The sequence below is a fragment of the Delftia tsuruhatensis NBRC 16741 genome (genome assembly GCF_001571325.1).
GTDB lineage: Bacteria > Pseudomonadota > Gammaproteobacteria > Burkholderiales > Burkholderiaceae_C > Comamonas > Comamonas tsuruhatensis.
The window spans coordinates 13,774-36,203 of record NZ_BCTO01000043.1; the positions used below are offsets into that span (position 1 = coordinate 13,774).

At 68.6% G+C, this 22,430-nt stretch carries 18 protein-coding genes; 13 read left to right on the forward strand and 5 right to left on the reverse strand.

All coding sequences use genetic code 11. The features are described from left to right. The first annotated feature begins 42 nt into the window (after window positions 1-42). The 4 genes from DTS01S_RS20330 (at window position 43) to DTS01S_RS20345 (ending at window position 4,685) form a co-directional block, all read left to right on the forward strand. A complete protein-coding gene (locus tag DTS01S_RS20330) occupies window positions 43-1,308 on the forward strand; it encodes a nitrate regulatory protein (RefSeq protein ID WP_017407366.1) in 1,266 nt (421 codons plus the stop codon). A 317-nt stretch (window positions 1,309-1,625) separates the two neighbouring features. After that, window positions 1,626-2,906, forward strand: coding sequence for a CmpA/NrtA family ABC transporter substrate-binding protein (locus DTS01S_RS20335; protein ID WP_017407365.1), 1,281 nt, complete (start codon window positions 1,626-1,628; stop codon window positions 2,904-2,906). A gap of 40 nt (window positions 2,907-2,946) precedes the next feature. Next, window positions 2,947-3,882 (forward strand): nitrate ABC transporter permease, encoded by a 936-nt coding sequence (ntrB, locus tag DTS01S_RS20340; RefSeq protein WP_026062885.1) that lies wholly within the window; start codon window positions 2,947-2,949, stop codon window positions 3,880-3,882. After that, a complete protein-coding gene (locus DTS01S_RS20345; RefSeq protein ID WP_061288608.1) occupies window positions 3,879-4,685 on the forward strand; it encodes an ABC transporter ATP-binding protein in 807 nt (268 codons plus the stop codon). The genes ntrB and DTS01S_RS20345 overlap by 4 nt, the downstream gene beginning before the upstream one ends. Window positions 4,686-4,745: 60 nt before the next feature. Here the strand turns inward: DTS01S_RS20345 and DTS01S_RS20350 are convergent, their stop codons facing one another. The 3 genes from DTS01S_RS20350 to DTS01S_RS20360 all read right to left on the reverse strand — a co-directional run bounded on the left by DTS01S_RS20350 (window position 4,746) and on the right by DTS01S_RS20360 (window position 7,770). After that, window positions 4,746-5,186, reverse strand: coding sequence for a CBS domain-containing protein (locus tag DTS01S_RS20350; RefSeq protein ID WP_016449718.1), 441 nt, complete (start codon window positions 5,184-5,186; stop codon window positions 4,746-4,748). Window positions 5,187-5,308: 122 nt separating this feature from the next. Continuing rightward, window positions 5,309-5,959 (reverse strand): DUF937 domain-containing protein, encoded by a 651-nt coding sequence (locus DTS01S_RS20355; RefSeq protein WP_016449719.1) that lies wholly within the window; start codon window positions 5,957-5,959, stop codon window positions 5,309-5,311. A 122-nt stretch (window positions 5,960-6,081) separates the two neighbouring features. Then, window positions 6,082-7,770, reverse strand: a complete 1,689-nt coding sequence (locus DTS01S_RS20360; protein WP_061288611.1) for a methyl-accepting chemotaxis protein — start codon at window positions 7,768-7,770, stop codon at window positions 6,082-6,084. Window positions 7,771-8,184: 414 nt separating this feature from the next. Here DTS01S_RS20360 and DTS01S_RS20365 point away from each other — a divergent pair, with 414 nt between their 5' ends. From DTS01S_RS20365 to DTS01S_RS20385, 5 genes are all read left to right on the forward strand, one after another. Continuing rightward, on the forward strand, window positions 8,185-9,438 hold the full coding sequence (locus DTS01S_RS20365) for an NAD(P)/FAD-dependent oxidoreductase (protein WP_017406255.1): 1,254 nt from the start codon (window positions 8,185-8,187) through the stop codon (window positions 9,436-9,438). 50 nt (window positions 9,439-9,488) lie between these two features. Continuing rightward, window positions 9,489-12,326 (forward strand): nitrate reductase, encoded by a 2,838-nt coding sequence (locus DTS01S_RS20370; RefSeq protein WP_061288613.1) that lies wholly within the window; start codon window positions 9,489-9,491, stop codon window positions 12,324-12,326. Window positions 12,327-12,424: 98 nt separating this feature from the next. Beyond that, window positions 12,425-13,339: a DNA-binding protein YbiB gene (ybiB, locus tag DTS01S_RS20375; protein WP_016453799.1), complete on the forward strand. Its 915-nt coding sequence runs from the start codon at window positions 12,425-12,427 to the stop codon at window positions 13,337-13,339. Between the two features lie 26 nt (window positions 13,340-13,365). After that, complete coding sequence (gene cobA / locus DTS01S_RS20380) at window positions 13,366-14,178, forward strand: uroporphyrinogen-III C-methyltransferase (protein ID WP_017406257.1); 813 nt, start codon at window positions 13,366-13,368, stop codon at window positions 14,176-14,178. A 252-nt stretch (window positions 14,179-14,430) separates the two neighbouring features. Beyond that, a complete protein-coding gene (locus DTS01S_RS20385; RefSeq protein WP_017406258.1) occupies window positions 14,431-17,388 on the forward strand; it encodes an ATP-binding protein in 2,958 nt (985 codons plus the stop codon). Here DTS01S_RS20385 and DTS01S_RS20390 read toward each other — a convergent pair. Then, window positions 17,375-17,878: an acyl-CoA thioesterase gene (locus DTS01S_RS20390; protein WP_017406259.1), complete on the reverse strand. Its 504-nt coding sequence runs from the start codon at window positions 17,876-17,878 to the stop codon at window positions 17,375-17,377. The genes DTS01S_RS20385 and DTS01S_RS20390 overlap by 14 nt on opposite strands. 184 nt (window positions 17,879-18,062) lie before the next feature. Here DTS01S_RS20390 and DTS01S_RS20395 point away from each other — a divergent pair, with 184 nt between their 5' ends. From DTS01S_RS20395 to DTS01S_RS20405, 3 genes are all read left to right on the forward strand, one after another. Next, window positions 18,063-19,283 (forward strand): BaiN/RdsA family NAD(P)/FAD-dependent oxidoreductase, encoded by a 1,221-nt coding sequence (locus DTS01S_RS20395; protein ID WP_017406910.1) that lies wholly within the window; start codon window positions 18,063-18,065, stop codon window positions 19,281-19,283. Window positions 19,284-19,448: 165 nt separating this feature from the next. Next, entirely contained in the window at window positions 19,449-19,661 is a 213-nt protein-coding gene (gene rpsU / locus DTS01S_RS20400) for a 30S ribosomal protein S21 (protein ID WP_003052999.1), read from the forward strand. 117 nt (window positions 19,662-19,778) lie between these two features. Further along, window positions 19,779-20,225, forward strand: coding sequence for a GatB/YqeY domain-containing protein (locus tag DTS01S_RS20405; RefSeq protein WP_016449728.1), 447 nt, complete (start codon window positions 19,779-19,781; stop codon window positions 20,223-20,225). 33 nt (window positions 20,226-20,258) lie between these two features. Here the strand turns inward: DTS01S_RS20405 and DTS01S_RS20410 are convergent, their stop codons facing one another. Then, window positions 20,259-21,173: a LysR substrate-binding domain-containing protein gene (locus tag DTS01S_RS20410; RefSeq protein WP_017406911.1), complete on the reverse strand. Its 915-nt coding sequence runs from the start codon at window positions 21,171-21,173 to the stop codon at window positions 20,259-20,261. 130 nt (window positions 21,174-21,303) lie between these two features. Between DTS01S_RS20410 and DTS01S_RS20415 the strand changes: the two genes are divergently transcribed. Next, entirely contained in the window at window positions 21,304-22,392 is a 1,089-nt protein-coding gene (locus tag DTS01S_RS20415; protein WP_017406912.1) for a tartrate dehydrogenase, read from the forward strand. Window positions 22,393-22,430: the final 38 nt, after the last annotated feature.

The window sequence follows — 22,430 nt, forward strand, 5'->3', positions numbered from 1 at the left end:
CATGGGAATTGCATCAACGCAGGCAGACAGGACCCGTCCCCCATGAAAACCGCTCTCAACTTTCTTGTGGCCGCGCGCCAGTGCGAAATCGGCGAGCTGGAGCAACTGCAGCGCACCAGCGCACTGGTGGATCTGCTCAGCCGCCTCATCCATGCGCTGCAAAAGGAGCGCGGCCTGTCCAACGTCTTTCTGGCCAGCGCGGGCGCGCATGGCGGCGAGGCACGGCTGGCGCAGATGGCCGAGTGCGACCGGATTGCCGCGGCGGCGCTTGACGGCTTCGACCGGCTGGACATGCAGCCCGGCCAAACAGACTCCACGGGACACCCCGGCCATGGCGCGCGGCTGTTCAGCCGCATCGCCCATGTGCTGCAGTGCCTGGACGCCCTGCCTGCGCTGCGCGAGCGCGTCGCCAGCCACGACCTGTCGCCGGAGGCGGCCACCGCCATCTACATCGAGCTGGTGGCAGGCCTGCTGGCCGTGGTGTTCGAGGCGGCCGACAGCGCACCCGAGCCCGGCATCTCGCGCCTGCTGGTGGCCTTGTTCAACTTCATGCAGGGCAAGGAATTCGCGGGCCAGGAGCGTGCCACGGGCGTGGCCGCCTTTGGTGCGGGCGTCAGCGATGCGCCGCGCCAGCAGCACTGGCTGCACCTGATCGCCTCGCAGGAGCGCTGCTTTCAGGTCTTTGCGGAGTTCGCGCCGCCCCATTCCCTGGCCCTGTGGCAAGAAAGCAGCGCGGCCGACGCCACGCTGGCCGTGATCGAACGCCTGCGCCGCGTGGGCTGCACGGCCGCGCCGGGCACTCCCCTGGCGCCGGAGATGGCCGAGCCCTGGTTCGACAGCTGCTCGCGGCGCATGGATGCGCTGCACACCGTCGAGGCCCGCCTGACGGCCGAGCTGCAGCAGCAGTGCCAGCGCTGCATTGTCGATGCGCGCGCCGCCCTGCAGACGCTGCTGCAGGCGCCGCAGGCAATGGAGATCACGCCCGTCTCCGCCACGCTGGCGCTGGGCGGGCTGCAGCCCCCGGCCGCGCGTCTGGGCCCGCAGCTGGACCGATCCGTGATGGACCTGGTGCAGGACCAGTCCCAGCGGCTGCAGGCCATGCAGGCCGAGCTGGAGACCGTGCGCGCCACGCTGACGGAACGCAAGCTGCTGGAGCGCGCCAAGGGCCTGTTGATGACACGGCGCCAGCTCAGCGAAGGCGAGGCCCACAAGCTGCTGCGCCAGACCGCCATGAACCAGAACCGCCGCCTGGCCGAAGTGGCGCAGGCCGTGCTTTCCATGGCCGATCTGCTGCCGCCCGCCCCATGAACCCGGGCCGCTGCGCGCCATGTTGCAGCGCAGCACCGACTTGGTGCAGTGCTGCGGCAAGTCGCGCACCAGAAGGTGGCCCGGCGCGGACGGCAAGGCCGGTGGAGTGCATGGTCCCCCTTGAACGCCGCCTGGCACGGTTTCTGCATTGACTCTGGCAAATCCCGGCCAAAGGCGGCCGGGAACCCGGTCTTGATTCAGGGCCCCAGGACAACGGCGTCACTCTCCCCGCGCAGCGCGGCCGGAGAGGACGCCGTTTTGCTTGGGACATGCCGGTTTGCAAGTGTTCCATTCCCGACGATCGAAGGAGTTCCGCCATGGCGTCCACGCCCCAGCCCACCACAGGCCCTCTCACCTCCGGCCCGGCACTGCCCCGGCGCGATTTTCTGCGCCAGGCCGGCACGCTGGCAGGCGGCGCGGCGCTCTACACCCAGCTGGGCCACCACGGCGCCTGGGCGGCAGGCTCGGATGCGCCCGAGAAAAAGGAAGTGCGCATCGGCTTCATTCCGCTGACCGATTGCGCCAGCGTGGTCATGGCCTCGGTGCTGGGGATCGACCAGAAGTACGGCGTCAGGATCATTCCCTCCAAGGAAGCGAGCTGGGCCAGCGTGCGCGACAAGCTGGCCAATGGCGAACTGGACTTTGCCCATGTGCTGTACGGCCTGGTCTACGGCATGCACCTGGGCGTGGGCGGCGCCCGGAAGGACATGGCCGTGCTGATGACGCTCAACCACAACGGCCAGGCCATCACGCTGTCCAAGAAGCTGGCCGACAAGGGCGCCGTCAACGGCGCAGGCCTGGCCAAGCTGATGGCCAGCGAAAAGCGCGAATACACCTTTGCCCAGACCTTTCCCACGGGCACGCATGCCATGTGGCTGTACTACTGGCTGGCGGCCAACGGCATCCACCCGCTCAAGGATGCCAAGGTCATCACCGTGCCGCCGCCGCAGATGGTGGCCAACATGCGCGTGGGCAACATGGACGGCTTCTGCGTGGGCGAGCCCTGGAACCACCGCGCCATCATGGACGGCATCGGCGTCACGGCCACCACCTCCCAGGCCATCTGGCAGGACCATCCCGAGAAGGTGCTGGGCACCACGGCCGAATTTGCCCGCCAGAACCCCAATACGGCACGCGCCGTGACGGCCGCCATCATCGAGGCCGGCCGCTGGATCGACGAGAGCCTGGCCAACAAGACCCGCATGGCCGACACCATTGCCGGCAAGGCCTATGTGAACACCGGCGTGGACGCCATCAACCAGCGCATCCTGGGCCGCTACCAGGACGGCATGGGCAAGACCTGGGACGACCCCCACCACATGAAGTTCTATGGCGACGGCAGCGTGGGCTATCCCTATCTGTCCGACGGCATGTGGTTCCTCACCCAGCACAAGCGCTGGGGCCTGCTCAAGGACCACCCCGACTACCTGGGCGTGGCCCGCTCCATCAACCGCCTGGACATCTACCAGCAGGCCGCCACCGCCGCCAAGGCCCCGCTGCCCAAGGGCGAGATGCGCAGCAGCAAGCTGATGGACGGCACGGTCTGGGACGGCAAGGACCCGCGCAAGTACGCGGACAGCTTCGCCCTCAAGGCCTGAGAGATCCCCTTTGAAGACCCATCCCACCGAGGAACACACCATGGTCAGCGCCGTCTTCCACTTCCCGGCAGAGTCCTCCACCGCCGCCGCCCCGCCTGCGCCGGCTTCCCCCACCGCTGCATCCCCGGTCCCGGCCATGCAGGCTGCACCGGCAACGCCCAGGACTCCCGCCCCTGCGCGCGACTGGGCGGCGCTGCCGCGCGCCTTCTGGCTGGCCGTGCTGCCGCCGCTGTGCGGCCTCGGCCTGCTCGTGGGCGTGTGGTCCCTGGTGGCCGCAGGCTCGGGCCAGAGCATTCCGGGGCCCCTGGCGACCTGGCAGCAGGCGGTGGAGATTTTCAGCGACCCGTTCTACCGCAACGGCCCCAATGACCAGGGCGTGGGCTGGAACGTGCTCGCCTCGCTGCAGCGCGTGGCCGTGGGCTTCGGCCTGGCGGCCCTGGTCGGCATTCCGGCCGGCTTCGTGATCGGGCGCTTCAACTTCCTGTCGCGCATGTTCAACCCGCTGATCAGCCTGCTGCGCCCGGTGTCGCCGCTGGCCTGGCTGCCCATAGGCCTGCTGGTCTTCAAGGGCGCCAACCCGGCGGCCATCTGGACCATCTTCATCTGCTCGATCTGGCCCATGCTCATCAACACCGCCGTGGGCGTGCAGCGCGTGCCCCAGGACTACATGAACGTGGCGCGCGTGCTCAACCTCAGCGAGTGGAAGATCGCCACCACCATCCTGTTCCCGGCCGTGCTGCCCTACATGCTGACCGGCGTGCGCCTGGCCGTGGGCACGGCCTGGCTGGTCATCGTCGCGGCCGAGATGCTCACCGGCGGCGTGGGCATCGGCTTCTGGGTCTGGGACGAGTGGAACAACCTCAACGTCAAGAACATCATCATCGCGATCTTCGTGATAGGCATCGTGGGCCTGCTGCTGGAGATGGCCCTGGTCAAGCTGGCAACGGCATTTACGTTCGAAGAGGTGAAGGCATGAATGCATCGTCCAAGTTCATCGAGATCCAGGGCGTGGAGCAGAGCTTCAAGACCGCCAAGGGCCTGTTTCCAGCACTGCGCAATATCGACCTGACCATTGCGCGGGGCGAGTTCGTCTCGCTGATCGGCCACTCGGGCTGCGGCAAGTCCACCCTGCTGAACCTGATCGCGGGCCTGACCACGCCCACCACGGGCGTGCTGCTGTGCGCCAACAAGGAGGTCAAGGGCCCGGGACCCGAGCGCGCCGTGGTCTTCCAGAACCACTCGCTGCTGCCCTGGCTGACCTGCGAGGGCAACATCCACCTGGCCGTGGAGCGCGTCTATGGCCGCACGGAAAGCCGCGCCCAGCTCAAGGCCCGCACCCTGGCCGCGCTGGAACTGGTGGGCCTGGCCCATGCCGCGCACAAGCGGCCCGGCGAGATATCGGGCGGCATGAAGCAGCGCGTGGGCATTGCGCGCGCGCTGTCGATGGAGCCGCAGGTGCTGCTGATGGACGAGCCCTTCGGCGCGCTCGATGCGCTCACGCGCGCCAAGCTGCAGGACGAGCTGCTGGAGATCGTGGCGCGCACGCAAAGCACCGTGGTCATGGTCACGCACGATGTGGACGAGGCCGTGCTGCTGTCCGACAAGATCGTGATGATGACCAACGGCCCGGCCGCCACCATCGGCGAGGTGCTGCAGGTCGGCCTGGCCCGCCCGCGCAACCGCGTGGCGCTGGCCGAGGACGACCTCTACCGCCAGTGCCGCAAGGCCGTGATCGATTTCCTCTACACCCGCCAGGGGCATGTGGAAAAGGCGGCCTGAACCTTCGCAGGTCCTGCCGCCTTCGAGACCCTGCCCATGGCGGGCAGGCCGAGCCCCGGCTCAGTGCCGGCCCGAGATGTAGTGCTCCAGCTGCTCGATGATGAACTTCTGCTCGGAGATGATGTCCTTGACCAGGTCTCCGATGGAGATCAGGCCCAGCAGCTTGCCGCCTTCGTCCACCACGGGCAGGTGGCGCAGCCGGTTCTCGGTCATCACCGCCATGCACTCCTGCGTGGTCTGGGTGGGGCCGACGAACAGCACGTCGCGCGTCATCACGTCGCGCACCAGGGTGGCGCCGGAGGTGCGCCCCAGCAGCGCGATCTTGCGCGCGTAGTCGCGCTCGGTGACGATACCGGCGATCTCGCTGCCCTCCATCACGAGCAGGGCGCCAATGCCCTTGTCGGCCATGAGCCGCAGCGCATCGAGCACGGAATCGGTAGGCGCGATGCTGTACACCGCGCTGGTGGCCTTGGACTTGAGAATGTCTGCAACTGCTGTCATGGGTGCCTTTCAGTCGTTCGCCAATTCGGTTCTAGTGTCATCCGAACTGCGCCCAAAAAGCAACAGGGCCAGCGCGTGTATGCACACGCACCGGCCCTGCCCGATTCAGTGAATGCGGCCCTTCAGCGGCGGCCGCCCAGCAGGCTGCCACCAATCTTCATCAGATCGCTGAGACCTACCTGGCCGTCGCCATCCTGATCGAGCAGGCTTCCCAGCAAACCACCACCCAGGCCGCCCTGCTGCTGCGCCTGCGCATGCTCGCGGCCCAGCACCTGGCCCAGGCCGCCGGCATCCATGCCGCCTGCGCTCACGCGCTGTGCAAGAAAGGACATGACGATGGGGGCCAGCAGCTGCAGCAGCTGGGCCGCGCCGCCGCTGCCCAGGCCCGTGGCCTGGCCCAGGCCGTCCTGCGCGCGCTGCTGGTTGCCGCCCAGGATATGGCCCAGGATGGCTGCGCCGTCGAGCCCGCCGCCCGCATTGCCGCCTGCGCCTGCGCCGCCGCCCAGCAGCGAGCCCAGCAGGCCTCCCAGATCCAGCCCGCCGGCGCCACCGCTGGCCGCGCCGTGGTCGCGCTGCAGCGCGCCGAAGAGATTGGCCGCGCCCTGCGGATCGGCCGCATTGCGGCCCAGCGAACCCAGCAGCACGGGAAGGGCCGCGCCCACGGCACTTTCGGTCTGAGCGGGGCTGGCGCCGATCTGGTCTGCCATCTGCTGCATGGGCGCGCCCTGCAGTTGGGCCATCAGTTCCGCGGCCAGGGAAGAGCTGGAGTTCATGGTCGTTCCTTCATCCGGTCGCCCGGTCAACACAAAGTCACATGGTAGCGCCGGCCGGTGCAGCGGGCATGACGGCGCAGCGCCCCAAGTGTCAACGATGTTTTCCAGCGCCCGGATCGCGCTCAGCCCGTGGTCAGCGCCGGCTGCGGCTGGGTGCGCGGCGGCCGCAGCGGCGGCAGCGGCGCCTGCGCCTTCATGGACCGGCGCAGCGCCACTGCATCAGCCACGGCCGCCGGTGCCCGGGCCGTGGCGTCCAGCCGGAAGACCTGCACGGTCTCCGACACGGTCTGCGCCTGGGCCTGCAAGGCCATGGCCAATGCCGCGTTCTGCTCCACCAGCGCCGCGTTCTGCTGCGTGATGTTGTCCAGATGCGCCACGGCCGCGTTGACCTGCGAGATGCCGCTGAGCTGCTCGTTGGAGGCGCTGTGGATTTCGCCGATCAGCAGGTTCACGCGCCGCACCAGGTCCAGCGATTCGGTCATGGTTTTCTGCGCGACCTCGGTGCGCCGATTGCCATCCAGCACCTTGGCGGCGGAGTCGTCTATGAGTTCGCGGATCTCCTTGGCCGCTGCCTGCGTGCGCTGCGAGAGGCTGCGCACTTCGGCCGCCACCACCGCAAATCCCCGGCCCTGGTCGCCCGCGCGCGCGGCCTCCACGGCGGCGTTCAGCGCCAGGATGTTGGTCTGGAAGGCGATGGAGTCGATGAGCTGCGTGATCTCGCCGATACGCCCCGACGCGGCCTGGATCTGCTTCATGGTGGCCGCCACGCCGTCGACGGCGCCGCTGCTGCGCTCGGCCACCTCGCTGGCCTGGGTGGCCAGGTCCGTGGCCTGGCGCGCCGACTCGGCCGTGTGCTTGACCGTGCCCGTGATCTCCTCCATCGAGGCCGCCGTCTGCTGCAGGTTGCCGGCCTGGGTTTCCGTGCGCGCGGACAGGTCCTGGTTGCCCTGCGCGATTTCCCGCGTGGAGATCTGCATCTTGTCGCTTTCCTCGCGCGCATCGCGCACGATGGACAGCAGGTTCACATTGAGCTGGCTCAGCGCCTTCTGCAGATCGCCCACCACGTCCTTGCGCGTGATGCGTATGGTCTGCGTCAGGTCGCCGGCCGCCAGGCGGTTGGCCTGCAGCACCATCTGCGCCAGCGGCGCCACGGTCAGCCGGTACGCCCAGGCCCCGGCCAGCCCCGTGAAGATGCAGACCGCCAGCCAGGCCAGCGCGGACCATGCATCCAGCGTGTGCCCTCCCGCCATCGCCGCGCCAAAGGCTGCCGCCACCACCAGGAAGAAGATCAGCACCAGCTTGCCTGCCAGGCCCAGGCTCAGCGCGCTGGCAAGGCGTCCGCGCAGGTTGTTGCGCACCAGATGGCCGGCGCGCAGCACGTGGACCTTGCGCCCTGCGTCCTTTTCGGCGCGCATGGTGGCGTAGAGGCGCTCGGCCGCATCCGTCTGCTCGCGCGTGGCCTCGGTGCGCACCGACATGTAGCCCGAGGGCCGGTCGCCTTCCATCAGCGGCGTGACATTGGCCATGACCCAGTAGAAGTCGCCGTTCTTGCGCCGGTTCTTCACGGGCGCCGACCAGGGCAGGCCGGCCGAGATGGTGGCCCACATGTCGCGGAAGGCTTCCTCGGGCATGTCGGGGTGGCGGATCATGTTGTGGGGCTGGCCCAGCAGTTCTTCGCGCTCGTAGCCGCTGACCTCGATGAACATCGGGTTGCAGTAGAGGATGCGCCCCTTCAGGTCCGTGGTGGACACCAGGGTCTGGCCCTTGGGAAATGCGTATTCACGCGTGCTGACTGGCAGATTCACTCTCATAGGCGTGGTCCCTTGAAGAAGAAAAATCCTTCACGTCATTGCGGCCCTGGCTTACTGCAGGACCCGGTGGCTTGTTGTACCCCGATTCGTCGCATTTGAAACAAATCGCCACAAAACCTCCATTCGATTCAGACATCTGATTGCGCGCTCTCGATAGCGGGCGCACCGCCTTGAGGCATGCGACGCACCACCATGGCTCGGCCGCCGGGCGGCAGCCCCGAGGACAGCGCCCGCGCAGGGCTGCGCGCCCTGGCATGCCGCTTGCTTCATCCCGTGCGTGGCCATTGCAGGCCATGGGGGCAAGGCGCAACGAGGTGCCGCTGCCCCAGGGACAAAGGCGTCAACCCGCGCGCAGGCAGCAGCCGCGCAGTGGGGATGACGCCTTTTTGCTTTTCGAACCGATGCGGGGGCGCAATGAAGAAATCCAGGCTGGTGATGGTGGGCAACGGCATGGCCGGCGTGCGCACGCTGGAAGAGCTGCTCAGGATCGCGCCCGACCTCTACGAGATCACCGTGTTCGGCGCCGAGCCGCACCCCAACTACAACCGCATCATGCTGTCGCCCGTGCTGGCGGGCGAGCAGCAGCTGGACGAAATCATCCTCAACGACTGGTCCTGGTATGCCCGGCACGGCATCACCTTGCATGCAGGCTGCCGCGTGCATGCGGTGGACCGGGCGCGCCGCGTGGTGCATGCCGTGGACGCCACCGGCCAGCCCGTGAGCGCCGGGTACGACCGCCTGATCCTGGCCACGGGATCGCGCCCCTTCATGCTGCCCGTGCCCGGGCGCGAGCTGGAAGGCGTGCTCGGCTACCGCGACATTGCCGACACCCAGGCCATGATCGCGGCGGCCGCCAGCCACCGCCAGGCGGTGGTCATCGGCGGCGGACTGCTGGGCCTGGAGGCCGCCAACGGCCTCATGAAGCGCGGCATGGAGGTCACCGTGGTGCATGCGGGCGAGCGCCTGCTGGACCGCCAGCTCGACGAGACCGCCGCCGCCTTGCTGCAGGCCTCGCTGGCCGAGCGCGGCATGCGCTTTCTGATGCAGGCCCAGACCCGCGCGCTGACGGGCGATGGCCGGGGCCGCGTGGCCTGCGTGCACCTGCAGGACGGGCGCGATGCGCCGGCCTCGCTCGTGGTCATGGCCGTGGGCATCCGGCCCGAGACCACGCTGGCCGAGCAGATGCACCTGCACGTGCAGCGCGGCATCGTGGTCAGCGACACGCTGCAGACCGTGACCGACCCGCGCATCTATGCCGTGGGCGAATGCGCGGCGCACCGGGGCGTGGCCTACGGGCTGGTGGCGCCGCTGTTCGAGCAGGGCAAGGTGCTGGCCAACCACCTGGCCGAAATCGGCATCGGCCGCTATCCGGGCTCGCAGACCTCGGCCAAGCTCAAGGTCACGGGCATCCATCTGTTCAGCGCAGGCGACTTCCGCGGCGACGACGGCACGGAGGAAATCGTGCTCAGCGACCCCGGCGCGGGCGTGTACCGCAAGCTGGTGCTGCGCGGCGACAGACTGGTCGGCGCCTGCCTGTATGGCGACACCGAGGACGGTGGCTGGTACTTCCGCCTGTTGCGCGATGGCGTGGCAGTGCAGGAACTGCGCGACCGCCTCATGTTCGGCGAAAGTCAAGCCAGCCAGGCCGACCCGGCCAGCGGCCCGTGACGGCGCCCGCCCCCGTGCCCTGCCCTTCCCTCATCCACCCCAGGCCCACCATGCAAGAAACCCGATCCACCTGCCCCTACTGCGGCACAGGCTGCGGCGTCATCATCGAAAGCGATGGTGCGCGCATCACGGGCGTGCGTGGCGATCCGGCGCACCCCGCCAACCACGGCCGCCTGTGCACCAAGGGCAGCACGCTGCATCTGACGGCCTCGCCCGCCCTGGCGCGGCAGACCCGGCTGCTGCAGCCCGCCCTGCGCACCACGCGCGGGGCGGCGCCCCGGGACATCAGCTGGGATGCCGCGCTGGACCTGGCAGCCGGCAGGCTGGCCTCCATCGTGCAGGAGCACGGCCCCGACGCCGTGGGCCTCTATGTGAGCGGCCAGTTGCTGACCGAGGACTACTACGTCTTCAACAAGCTGGCCAAGGGCCTGATCGGCACCAACAACATCGACACCAATTCGCGCCTGTGCATGAGCAGCGCCGTGGCGGGCTACAAGGCCACGCTGGGCGCCGACGCGCCGCCGGCCTGCTACGAGGACGTGGACCATGCGGACTGCCTGTTCATCGTGGGCAGCAACGCGGCATGGGCCCATCCCGTGCTCACGCGGCGCATCGAGCAGGCGCGTGCCGCGCGGCCGCAGATGAAGATCATCGTGTCCGACCCACGCCGCACCGACACGGCCGGCATGGCCGACCTCTTCCTGCCGCTGCGCCCCGGCAGCGACACCCTGCTGTTCCACGGCATGCTGCACATCATGGAGCTGGAAGGCTGGCTGGACCGGGCCTACATCGCGCGCCACACCAGCGGCTTTGCCGACCTGCAGGCCCTGGTGCGGGAGGCCACGCCCGAGCGCGTGAGCGAGGTCTGCGGCCTGCCCAGCCACGACCTTTTCCAGGCCGCGCAGTGGTTCGCGCTGGGAGGAGATGCGCGGGACGGCGCCGCCCGTGGAGCAACGCTCAGCCTGTACTGCCAGGGCCTGAACCAGAGCAGCAACGGCACGGCCAAGAACGCCGCGCTGATTGGCCTGCACCTGGCCACGGGCCAGATCGGACGCGCAGGCGCAGGGCCGTTCTCGCTCACGGGCCAGCCCAATGCCATGGGCGGGCGCGAGGTGGGCGGGCTGGCCAATCTGCTGTCGGCGCACCGCGACCTGGCCAACCCCGCCCACCGCGCCGAAGTGGCCGCCCTGTGGGGCGTGGACGCCGTGCCGCCCCGCCCTGGCAAGACCGCCGTGGAGATGTTCGAGGCCGCCGCCGAGGGCGAGATCCGCGCGCTGTGGATAGCCTGCACCAACCCCGCGCAAAGCATGCCCGACCAGGCCCTGGTGCGGCGCGCACTGCAGCGGGCCGAATTCGTCATCGTGCAGGAGGCCTTCGCCACCACCGCCACCTGCGCCTACGCCGACCTGCTGCTGCCCGCCACCACCTGGGGCGAGAAGATCGGCACGGTGACCAACAGCGAAAGGCGCATCTCGCGCGTACGCCCCGCCGTGGCCGCACCGGGCGCCGCGCGCCATGACTGGCACATCGCCGTGGACTGCGCGCGGCGCATGGAAACGCGGCTGCGCCCGGGCCGGCCCAGCCTCTTCCCCTACGACACCGAGGACGCCGCCGCAGGCGCCGAAGCCATCTGGAACGAGCACCGCGAAAGCACGCGCGGGCGTGACCTGGACATCACCGGCCTGTCCTGGGATCTGCTGGACGCGCAAGGCCCCCAGCAATGGCCGCTGCCCGAAGGCGCAGCCCTGGGCCGCGCACGGCTCTACGAAGACGGCCGCTTTCCCACGCCCGATGGACGCGCCCGCTTTGCCCTGCTGCCCTGGCAGCCGCTGGCCGAGTCGCCCGATGCGAGCTACCCCTTCAGCCTGACCACGGGCCGGCTGCGCGACCAGTGGCACGGCATGAGCCGCACGGGCCAGCTGGGACGACTGTTCGGCCAGGCTGCCGAGCCCAGTGTGCAGATGCATCCGCAGGACATGGCCGAGCGCGGCCTGCGCGCGGGCGACCTGGTGCAGATGAGCAGCCGCCGCGGTGCCCTGCTGGTGCCGGTGCAGCCCGATGCCACGCTCGCGCCCTCCCAGCTCTTCATGGCCATGCACTGGGGCGGCGAGTACCTGGGCGGCACGGCCACGGGGGGCCTCAACGCACTGACCACGCCAGCCTTCTGCCCCGCATCCAAGCAGCCTGAACTCAAGCACACGGCCGTCAAGCTGCAAAAGGCCGCTCTGCCCTGGACCCTGCTGGCCATGGCCTGGCTGCCCGAGGACCGCGTGCTGGCCGTGCGCGAGCAGTTGTCCGCCCTCATGCCGCACTTCGGCTTTGCCAGCTGCGTGCCTTTCGGCAATGCCGTGCCGCTGCAGGACGCCGCCCGCGCCCGCCACGGCGTGCTGCTGCGCGCCGCCGCGCATGAGGCGCCCGACGACGCCCTCATCGCGCAGATCGAGTCCCTGCTGGGCCTGGATGCCGCCGACACCCTGCGCTACAGCGACCGCCGCCGCCAGCACAGCCGTGCGCTGCGGCTGGACCGCACCAGCCTGTCCACCACGGTCGAAGCCTTGCTGCTGGCCGGAGACACACGCGCCGGCAGCTGGCTGGGCACCCTGCTGAAGGACCAGTTGCCGGCCCAGGACTATGGGCGCCTGCTGCTCATGTCCTCGGCCTCGGCACCCCTGCCCCTGGCGCAGCGCACGCGCCAGGTCTGCGCGTGCTTCGACGTGGACGAGGCCGCCATCGAAGGCGTGCTTGCACGCTGCGAGGGCAGCGACGATGCCCGCCTGGCCGCTTTGCAAGGCCAATTGCGCTGCGGTACCAACTGCGGCTCCTGCCTGCCTGAACTCAAGCGCCTGGTGCGCCACATCCCCCTCGCGCCCAGCCCGCAGGCGGCATGAAAGAGGCCATGGAACGACAGGTTTGCATATATAGCGAAAAGTAATGAAACCTGCGGGAAAATATGCGCCCACAGGATTCCACCCACGATCACCACGCCATGGGCATCAGCCAATACATCAAGGAAATAGGCCGCGGCGCACGCGGAGCCAAGGCGCTGGAGCGCGCGCAGGCCGCCGACCTGTTCGGCCAGGTGCTGGACGGGGGCGTCAGCGACCTGGAGATCGGCGCCTTCTGCATCGCCATGCGCATCAAGGGCGAGACGGTCGAGGAGATGAGCGGCTTCCTGGATGCCGTGCATGCGCGCGCCGCGCGCTTTCCCGCCTCGGCCCATGGCCGCCCCGTGATCGTGCTGCCCAGCTACAACGGCGCGCGCCGCCTGCCCGTGCTCACGCCCCTGCTGGCCCTGCTGCTGGCGCGCGAAGGCCTGCCCGTGCTGCTGCACGGCATGCGCACCGAGGCGCGGCGCATCCTGGCCAGCGATGTGCTGCAGGCGCTGGGCATTGCGCCGCTGCAGGCACCCCAGGCACTCGATGGCGGCCAGGTGGCCCATCTGCATACCGAACACCTGCATCCGGCGCTGGCCCGGCTGCTGTCCGTGCGCGAGGTCATCGGCCTGCGCAATCCGGGCCACAGCGTGGTCAAGCTGCTGGCGCCCTGCGACGGCCCGTCCTTGCTGGTGACGGCCTACACCCATCCCGAGTACCTGCCCATGCTGCACGGCACCTTCGGGACGCTGGGCATGAATGTGCTGCTCTCGCGCGGGCTGGAAGGCGAGGTCGCGGCCGACCCGCGCCGGCTGCCGCGCTACGACGGATTCGTCGCAGGCGCCCACCAGCTGCTGGCCGAGCAGCAAAGCGGCACGGCCTCCGAAATCCCGGGCCTGCCCGCCGAGATCGACGTGGACACCACGGCGCGCTACACCGAGGACGTGCTTGCGGGCCGCCTGCCCGTGCCGCCGGCGCTCACGCGCCAGGTGGAACACATCGTCCACCTTGCCGATCAGATTCGCTGAACACCCCAGAAAAACGGAGCCCCGCCATGACGACCCCGTCCCACACCCCCGCAAACACCGCCCGGCGCGGCAGCTGCACCCTAGTCGGCGCCGGCCCCGGCGACCCGGAGCTGCTGACCATCAAGGCCCTCAAGGCCATACAGACGGCCACCGTGCTGCTGGTCGATGACCTGGTCAGCGATGCCATCGTGGCCCATGCCTCGCCCACGGCGCGCATCGTCTACGTGGGCAAGCGCGGCGGCTGCAAGAGCACGCCCCAGGCCTTCATCGAAAAGCTCATGCTGTCCGCCGTGCAGGATGGCGAGACGGTGGTGCGCCTCAAGGGCGGCGACCCCTTCATCTTCGGGCGCGGCGGCGAAGAGGTGGAGCATCTGCGCGAGGCCGGCATCGAGGTCCAGGTCGTCAACGGCATCACGGCCGGCCTGGCCGGGCTCACCAGCCTGGGCGCGCCGCTCACGCACCGCGACCGGGCGCACGGCGTGGTCTTCATCACCGGCCACGCCAAGCCCGGCGACAGCGGCACGGACTGGCGCCAGCTGGCCGCCACCGCGCGCGATGCCCGGCTCACCCTGGTGATCTACATGGGCGTGAGCAGCGTGGAACACATCCGCGCCGAGCTGCTGCACGGCCTGCCCGCCGCCACGCCCGTGGCCGTGATCCAGCACGCCAGCCTGCCGCAGCAGCGCCATGCACTGGCCACGCTGGACACGCTCGTGCAATGCATTGCCGACACCGGCCTGGGCAGCCCCAGCGTCATCGTCGTTGGAGATGTGGTCCATGGCATTCGGGCAATGGCCGAACCCCAGGAGCAGCCCAACCCTGCGGTTGCTGCCGCCTGAGTGCCGAGCTGCAACAAAGAAAAAATCTATCGATAGATAAAATCATTAGTTTTCATTAAAAATCTCCTGTTGGTTGCCGAAAACAGCGTCTAGACCGTTTTCGCAGGCCGTCAGCTGCGCCGGACGGCGGCAGCGCCACCGGGGGATTCAATGAAAACATCAAGCCGTACTCTCACTTCCACAGCGACGCAGGCATGGTGGCCGGCATGCCGACACCTGGCGGCCCAACTGCTGGCCGGCTGCGCACTTGGCATGGCCATGCCCATGCCCGGCCTGGCCAGCGGCGCCGACATGGTGCTGGCCACGCGCGTCACGGCAGGCGCCAAGCCCTGGCTCACGCCTGCGCACCGCCAATGGCTGCAGGCGCGCGGGCCGCTGACGCTGGGCATTTCCACGCCGGACCATCCGCCGCTGGGCATGATCGATGGCGATCGCTTCCAGGGCATCACGGCCGACCACCTGGGCCTGCTTTTTCCCACGCCCGTGCGCTTCAAGTCCTATGGATCGCGTGCGGCCGTGCTCGATGCGCTGCGCCGCGGCGAGATCGACCTGGCCTGCGGCGGCACCGAGCTGGAAGCCGAGCGCGCCGACCTGGCCCTGAGCGTGCCCTACCTGCCCAGCCAGCCCGTGCTGGTCTCCCCGTCGAATGCTCCCTTCGACGCCCGGCGCCGGGGTGCGCGGCTGGCCATGACGCCCGACCAGCTGCTGCGCTCCCAGGTGGCTGCCGCCTATCCCCTCAGCGAGCTGCTGACCTATGAAACACCCCGCCGCGCGCTGGAGGCGCTGAGCCTGGGCGAGATCGACGGCTTCGTCGGCGACACGGTCACGGTGCACTACCTGATCCAGGCCAACTACCTGCTCAACCTGCGCGTGCAGGGCTTTGCGCCCATAGAAAGCCGTGGCTTCGGCATGCTGGTGAGGCATGGCGATGCACAGCTGAAGGCCTACCTGGACCAGGCCCTGCCCAGCATCACCGTGCAGCACGGCGACGACATCCTGCGCAGCTGGAGTGGAAGCCGCCGCCCGCTGCTGGGCGGCGACCGCGTGGCGCTGACGCCCTCGGAAAAGCAGTGGCTGGATGCCCATCCGCGCATTCCCGTGGTCCTCAACGGCTCGCTGGGTCCGCTGGGACAGCTCGATGCCGACCGCCAGGCCCAGGGCATCGGCCCCGACTACCTGGACCTGATCAGCCGCCGCGCCGGCCTGCAGTTCGAGTACATCGCCGCGCGCAACTATTCCGAACTCGAAACCGTGCTGGGCTCCGGCAAGGCCCTGCTCACCCCGGCGTACACCTCGCCGCCCACGGCCTCGCCCGATATCAGGCTGCTGCCGCCCTATCTGCGCAGCACGGTCGTGGTGATGGCCCGGCCCGAGGCCAACGCAGGCACCCCGCGCGACAAGCCCATACACCACCTCCAGCGACTGGAGGGCAAGCGCGTGGCCATGGTGGCGGGCTTCTTTCTCGAAAGCACGGTGCGCAGGGAACATCCGAGCATACGGCTGCAGCTGTATGCCGACCTGACCCAGGCCCTGGCCAGCGTGGCGGCCAATGACAGCGATGCCTTCGTGGGCAACGACTACGCGGCGCGCTATGCCAACGCCCAGCAATTGGGCAGCCGGCTGCAGCTCACCGGCATCCTGGACGACTACACCCGCCCCATCAGCCTGGCCGTGCACGCCGCCGAACCTGAACTGCTGGGCATCCTGGAAAAGGCCCAGCTGTCCATCGCACCCGAAGAGGTGGCCGAAATCGTCCACCACTGGGCGCCGCACCATAACGGCAACGGCGCGAGCTTCTGGCGCGAGCACCGCCAGCGCCTGCTGCTGCTGGCCGGGGCGCTGGCCCTGGTCACGGTCATCTCCCTGGTCTGGGGCTTTTACCTGAGCCGCCAGATGCGCAGGACACGCCGGGCCGAGCGGCGCGCCGAGGCCGCCAACCAGGCCAAGAGCCTGTTTCTGTCCACCACCAGCCACGAGATACGCACGCCGCTGAGCGCCGTCATCGGCCTGCTGGAACTGGCGCAGGACCGGGAAAAGCTCGGCCTGCCCCACCGCGATATGCTGGCCTCCGCCCACAAGGCCGCCCAGGGCATGCTGCTGTTGCTGGGCAATGTGCTGGATCTGCACCGCATCGAGTCGGGCCATATCGACTCCACGCTCCAGCCCGTGGCACTGCGCCCGCTGATCGAAGACATGGCCCCGCTGCTGCAAGGACTGGCCCACGGCAAGCGGCTGTCGCTGCGCACCGAAGTGGGCAGCGGCGTGGACCACAGCGTGACGGCCGACCCGCTTCACCTCAAGCAGGTGCTGTTCAACCTGCTCAGCAATGCCATCAAGTTCACCGAGCGCGGCAGCGTCACCCTGCGCGCGCATGGCGCCAGCCGGCATGACCGCCTGCTGCTGCAGATGGAGGTCGAGGACACGGGCATCGGCATTGCGCCGCAGGACCAGGCCCGGCTGTTCCAGCCTTTCTCGCAGGTGGAAGGCGCCCACCAGGACAGGGCCTTTGGCAGCGGCCTGGGCCTGAGCATCACGCGGCGCCTGCTGGAGCACATGGGGGGAACCATCACGGTGGACAGCGCACCGGGCCGAGGCTCGCGCTTCACGGTCAGGCTGAGCCTGCCACTGGTGGAGCCGGACCATCGCATGCAGGCCGACGTCACGCCCGCGTCAGAGGGAATATTGCCCCTGGTGCTGCCCGCCTCGGTGGCGCTGCAAGGAAAGCCCCAGGCCAGTGCCGAGCCCCTGCCCGCATCACAGCCCGGGTCCGACCTCAGAATCCTGGCCGTGGAAGACTATCTGTTCAACCGCGAGCTGCTCAAGAGCCAGCTGGCCGCGCTGGGCCACGGCATCTGCCTGGCCGGCGATGGACAGGAAGCCTGGGCACGCTGCCTGGTCGAGTCCTTCGATCTCATCATCACCGATGGACGCATGCCGCTCATGGACGGCTTCGAGTTCATCCGGCGCCTGCGCCAGCGCGAGGCCGAAAACCAGCTGCGCCGCTGCCGCGTGATCGCGCTGACCGCCAGCCCCGAAGCCTCCGAAGCGCTGCGCTACCTGCAGGCCGGCGCCGACGAGGTGCTGTCCAAGCCGGCTGCCATGGAAGACCTCAGGCGCGTCATCGAACAGGTGCGGAACGAGCTGCAGGGCGGCACGCCCGGCACCTGGCATCCGCCGCCCGCCGCGCCCTCCACGCTCAGCCCGGCCTGACCGTGCTGCTGGCCGTCACGCGGCTTTGCTCGAAGCGCTGGGCCAGCTCGCGGCGCAGGTCCTTGCGGATCAGCGCAGCCTGCCAGCGGCGCCTTTCCTCGTCGTTGGACGGCACCAGCGTCGGCACGGCGGCCGGCTGCTTGTTCTCGTCCACGGCCACCATGGTGAAAAAGCAGCTGTTCACATGGCGCACCACCTGGGTGCGGATGTCCTCGGCCACCACCTTGATGCCGATCTCCATCGACGACTTGCCCGTGTGGTTGACGCTGGCCAGGAAGGTCACCAGCTCGCCCACGTGGATGGGCTGCAGGAACATCACCTGGTCCACGCTCAGCGTGACCACATAGCGGCCCGCGTAGCGGCTGGCGCAGGCATAGGCCACCTGGTCGAGCTGCTTGAGAACGGCGCCGCCATGGACGTTGCCCGAAAAGTTCGCCATGTCGGGCGACATGAGCACAGTCATGCTCAGCTGGTGCGATGGGAAATTCATCGCTGGATTTTAGGTCCCCCTGAGTCGCTGCGCGCCTTCCCCCAGAGGGGGACGACACCCTCGGTGCGGGGCGGCCCTTCCTCGGTGTCCCTGGCTTCAGGACACGCCAGTTTCACAGGGCACGCGAAGGGCTGGCTCAAGTGCGCGAGAATGGGCGCCCTTTTGCCCCCCGAGTGACTTTTTTGTGACCTCTTCCCTCTCTTTCGACGCCATCGTCATCGGCGCCGGTGCGGCCGGTCTGTTCTGCGCGGCCCAGGCCGGACAGCGTGGCCTGTCGGTGCTGCTCCTGGACCACGCGGAGAAGGTGGCAGAGAAGATCCGCATCTCGGGCGGTGGCCGCTGCAACTTCACCAACCGCGACCTGGACGTGCGCGCGCCCCACAAGCACTTCGTGGGCGGCAACCCGCAGTTCTGCCGCTCGGCCCTGTCGCGCTACACGCCGGCCGACTTCATTGCGCTCATGGACAGGCACGGCATCGCCCACCATGAAAAGCACAAGGGCCAGCTGTTTGCCGACCGCTCGGCCGAAGACATCATCGCCATGCTGCTGGCCGAATGCCAGGCCGGCGGCGTGCAGCGCTGGCAGCCCTGCAAGGTCGATTCCGTGGCGCACTCGGACGGCCAATACCGCCTGCAGACCAGCCGGGGCGCCGTGCAGGCGCACAGCCTGGTCATCGCCACGGGCGGCCTGTCCATCCCCAAGATCGGCGCCACCGACTTCGGCTACCGCCTGGCCCAGCAATTCGGCCTGCCCCTGGTCGAACGCACGCCGGGCCTGGTGCCGCTGACCTTCGATGGCGACGCCTGGGCCCCCTACGCCCAGCTCGCGGGCCTGGCCCTGCCCGTGGAGATCAGCACCGGCAGCAAGAAAGAGCGCATGGCCTTCATGGAAGACCTGCTGTTCACGCACCGGGGCCTGTCGGGCCCGGCCGTGCTGCAGATATCGAGCTACTGGAAGCCCGGCACGCCCCTGAGCATCAACCTCGCGCCCGAGGTGGACCTGCAGGGCGAGCTGCTCAGGGCCAAGTCGCGCTCGCGCAAGCTCATCGCCAATGAACTGGCGCAGTGGCTGCCCTCGCGACTGGCCGATGCCTGGGTGCAGCAGGATGCTGCCTGGCAGCGCCCCATCGCCGAAGCCTCCGACAAGGCCCTGAACCAGCTGGCCGAGCGCCTGTCACGCTGGGAGATCGTGCCCACGGGCACGGAAGGCTACAAGAAGGCGGAAGTGACGCTGGGCGGCGTGGACACGCGGGCGCTCTCGCAGCAGACCATGGAATGCAAGACCCAGCCGGGCCTGTACTGCATTGGCGAAGTGGTGGATATCACCGGCTGGCTCGGCGGATACAACTTCCAATGGGCCTGGGCCAGTGGGCACGCCTGTGCGCAGGCCTTGCCTTCTGCCTGATTTGTCAGACCGCTTTCGTCTCGCGTATAATCGCCCGCTTTGCTGGCAATCGCCCCGTCGGCCAATACTAGTTAACTTTGGACGGGGACCAACCGCTGAACATGGCTCTCAGGCCCGATCTTCCCGGGAACCCGCTGTCAGCACAGATATCTGGAAATCTAGCTAATGACCACCATCCGCGTAAAAGAAAACGAGCCCTATGAAGTTGCCCTGCGCCGCTTCAAGCGCACCATCGAAAAGCTCGGCCTGCTGACCGACCTGCGCGCTCGCGAGTTCTACGAGAAGCCCACTGCCGAACGCAAGCGCAAGAAGGCTGCCGCCGTCAAGCGTCACTACAAGCGCGTTCGCAGCATGCAGCTGCCCAAGAAGCTGTACTGATCAGCCCTTGACCAGCCGGCTCTCGTCAGCCGCAAAACCCGCGCTCGGGACGCCAGGCGCGGGTTTTTTGTTTTTTTGTTCCGTGTTTTCCGACGCCATCACCTCAGGAGAAAAGCCATGAGCCTCAAGGCCCAGATCACCGAAGACATGAAGACCGCCATGCGCGCCAAGGACAGCGAGCGCCTGGGCACCATCCGCCTGCTGCAGGCAGCGATGAAGCAAAAGGAAGTCGATGAGCGCATCGAGCTGGACGACGCCGCCGTCATCGCCATCGTGGACAAGCTGATCAAGCAGCGCAAGGACAGCATCGCCGCCTTCGAGGGCGCGGGCCGCCAGGACCTGGCCGACAAGGAAAAGGCCGAGATGGCCGTGCTGACCGCCTACCTGCCCGAGCGCATGTCGGCCGAGGAAGTGGCCACCGCCGTCAAGGCCATCGTGGCCGAACTGGGCGCATCCGGCCCCGGCGACATGGGCAAGGTCATGGGCGCGGTCAAGGCGCAACTGGCAGGCAAGGCCGACATGGGCCAGGTCTCCGCCGCAGTGAAGGCCGCCCTGGCAGGCTGATCCCCGGCCAGTCCGCTGCAGCAGCCGCCCCGCTCAGGGAGCGGCTGCCATCCACTCCTTCTTGAAGTGTTCCTGCAGGAACTCCACGCACACCCGCACCTTGGCCGACAGCTGCAGCCGCGTCGGATACACAGCCCAGACATTGGCCTCCTGCCGCCATTCGGGCAACACCTGCACCAGGCGCCCGGCCTGCAGATGGGCGCCCACATCCCATAGCGAGCGCAGCGCAATGCCGCGACCGTCCACGGCCCACTGCACCACCATCTCGCCGTTGTTGGCCGACAGCGGCCCCGTGACCTTCACCGCCTGCTCGGCCGCGCCCGCGCGCAGCCGCCACACGCCAAAGGCCTGGTCGCGCTCCTTGATGGCCAGGCAGTCATGGGCCGACAGCTCGGCCGGCGTGCGCGGCGTGCCACGGCGCGCCAGGTAGGCAGGCGCGGCGCACAGCACGCGGTGGTTGTCGGCCAGGCGCCGCGCAATCAGGTGGGGCGCGATCTCGTCGCCCACGCGCACATCCAGATCGAAGCCCTCGCCCGCCACATCCACCAGCCGGTCGAACACGTCCAGCCGCACCTGCAGCCCCGGATGGCGCTCCACCAGCCTGGAAAGCGCGGGCGCGATCACATGCCGCCCGAAACCGAAGCTGCTGCTCACGCGCAGCAGGCCGCGCGGCTCGCTGCGCGTGATGGCCACCTCCTGCATCAGCTGGTCCATGTCGTCGAGGATGCGCTGCGCCCAGTGGAAGACGCGCTCGCCCTCCTCGGTCACGGCCACGCGGCGCGTGGTGCGGTGCAACAGCTTCACGCCCAGCTCTTCCTCCAGCAGGCGGATGCGCTTGCTCACATAAGCGGGCGAAGCCCCCAATTCCTCGGCCGCAGCGGCAAAGCCGGATTTGCGGGCCACCACGGTGAAGACGCGCAGGTCTTCGGGAGACGGCTGTTTATTCACGATCTGTAAATAATGGAACCACAGTTGGCCGATTGTATTTAGCCCTGGCGCAGCCAACAATGCCATGCATGCGGCCAGGCTGTCAGCGGCGCCGCTTCATATCCATCCATTCGATACAAGGACAGACACCATGCAAGACACATTCAAGATCGCCGTCATCGCCGGTGACGGCATTGGCAAGGAAGTCATGCCCGAAGGCCTGCGCGCCCTGGAAGCTGCCGCCAGCCGCTTTGCGATCAAGCTCGAATTCCACCATTTCGACTGGGCCCACTGCGACTACTACCTGGCCCACGGAAAAATGATGCCCGACGACTGGAAGGCGCAGCTGTCCGGCATGGATGCCATCTTCTTCGGCGCCGTGGGCTGGCCCGCCACCGTGCCCGACCATGTCTCGCTGTGGGGCTCGCTGCTCAAGTTCCGCCGCGAGTTCGACCAGTACATCAACCTGCGCCCCGTTCGCCTGTTCGAAGGCGTGCCCTGCCCGCTGGCCGGCCGCAAGCCCGGCGACATCGACTACTACGTGGTGCGCGAGAACACCGAAGGCGAGTACACCTCGCTGGGCGGCATCATGTACGAGGGCACGGACCGCGAGATCGTGATCCAGGAATCGGTCTACTCGCGCAAGGGTGCCGAGCGCCTGCTCAAGTACGCCTTCGACCTGGCCCAAAGCCGCGAGCGCAAGCACGTCACCCTGGCCACCAAGAGCAACGGCATCGCCATCAGCATGCCCTGGTGGGACCAGCGCGCCGAGGACGTGGCCAAGGCCTACCCGGAAGTCACGCTGGACAAGCAGCACATCGACATCCTGACCGCGCGCTTCGTGCTGCAGCCGGGCCGCTTCGACGTGGTGGCCGCCACCAACCTGTTCGGCGACATCCTCAGCGACCTGGGCCCGGCCACCACGGGCACCATCGGCCTGGCTCCCTCGGCCAACCTCAATCCCGACCGCAGCTTCCCCAGCCTGTTCGAGCCCGTGCACGGCTCGGCGCCCGACATCTACGGCAAGAACATCGCCAACCCCATCGCCATGGTCTGGTCGGCGGCGCTGATGCTGGACTTCCTGACCCACGGCCAGGGCGCAGGCCGCGCGGCGCACGACGCCATCGTCTCGGCCATCGAGGAAGTCATCAGGAGCGGCCCGCGCACGCCCGACCTGGGCGGCACGGCCAGCACCACCGAGGTGGGCCAGGCCATCGCCCGGCGCATCGCTGCCGCCTGAGGCGCCGCGCCGGGGTTCATGCCGCCCGGCAGCCTGGC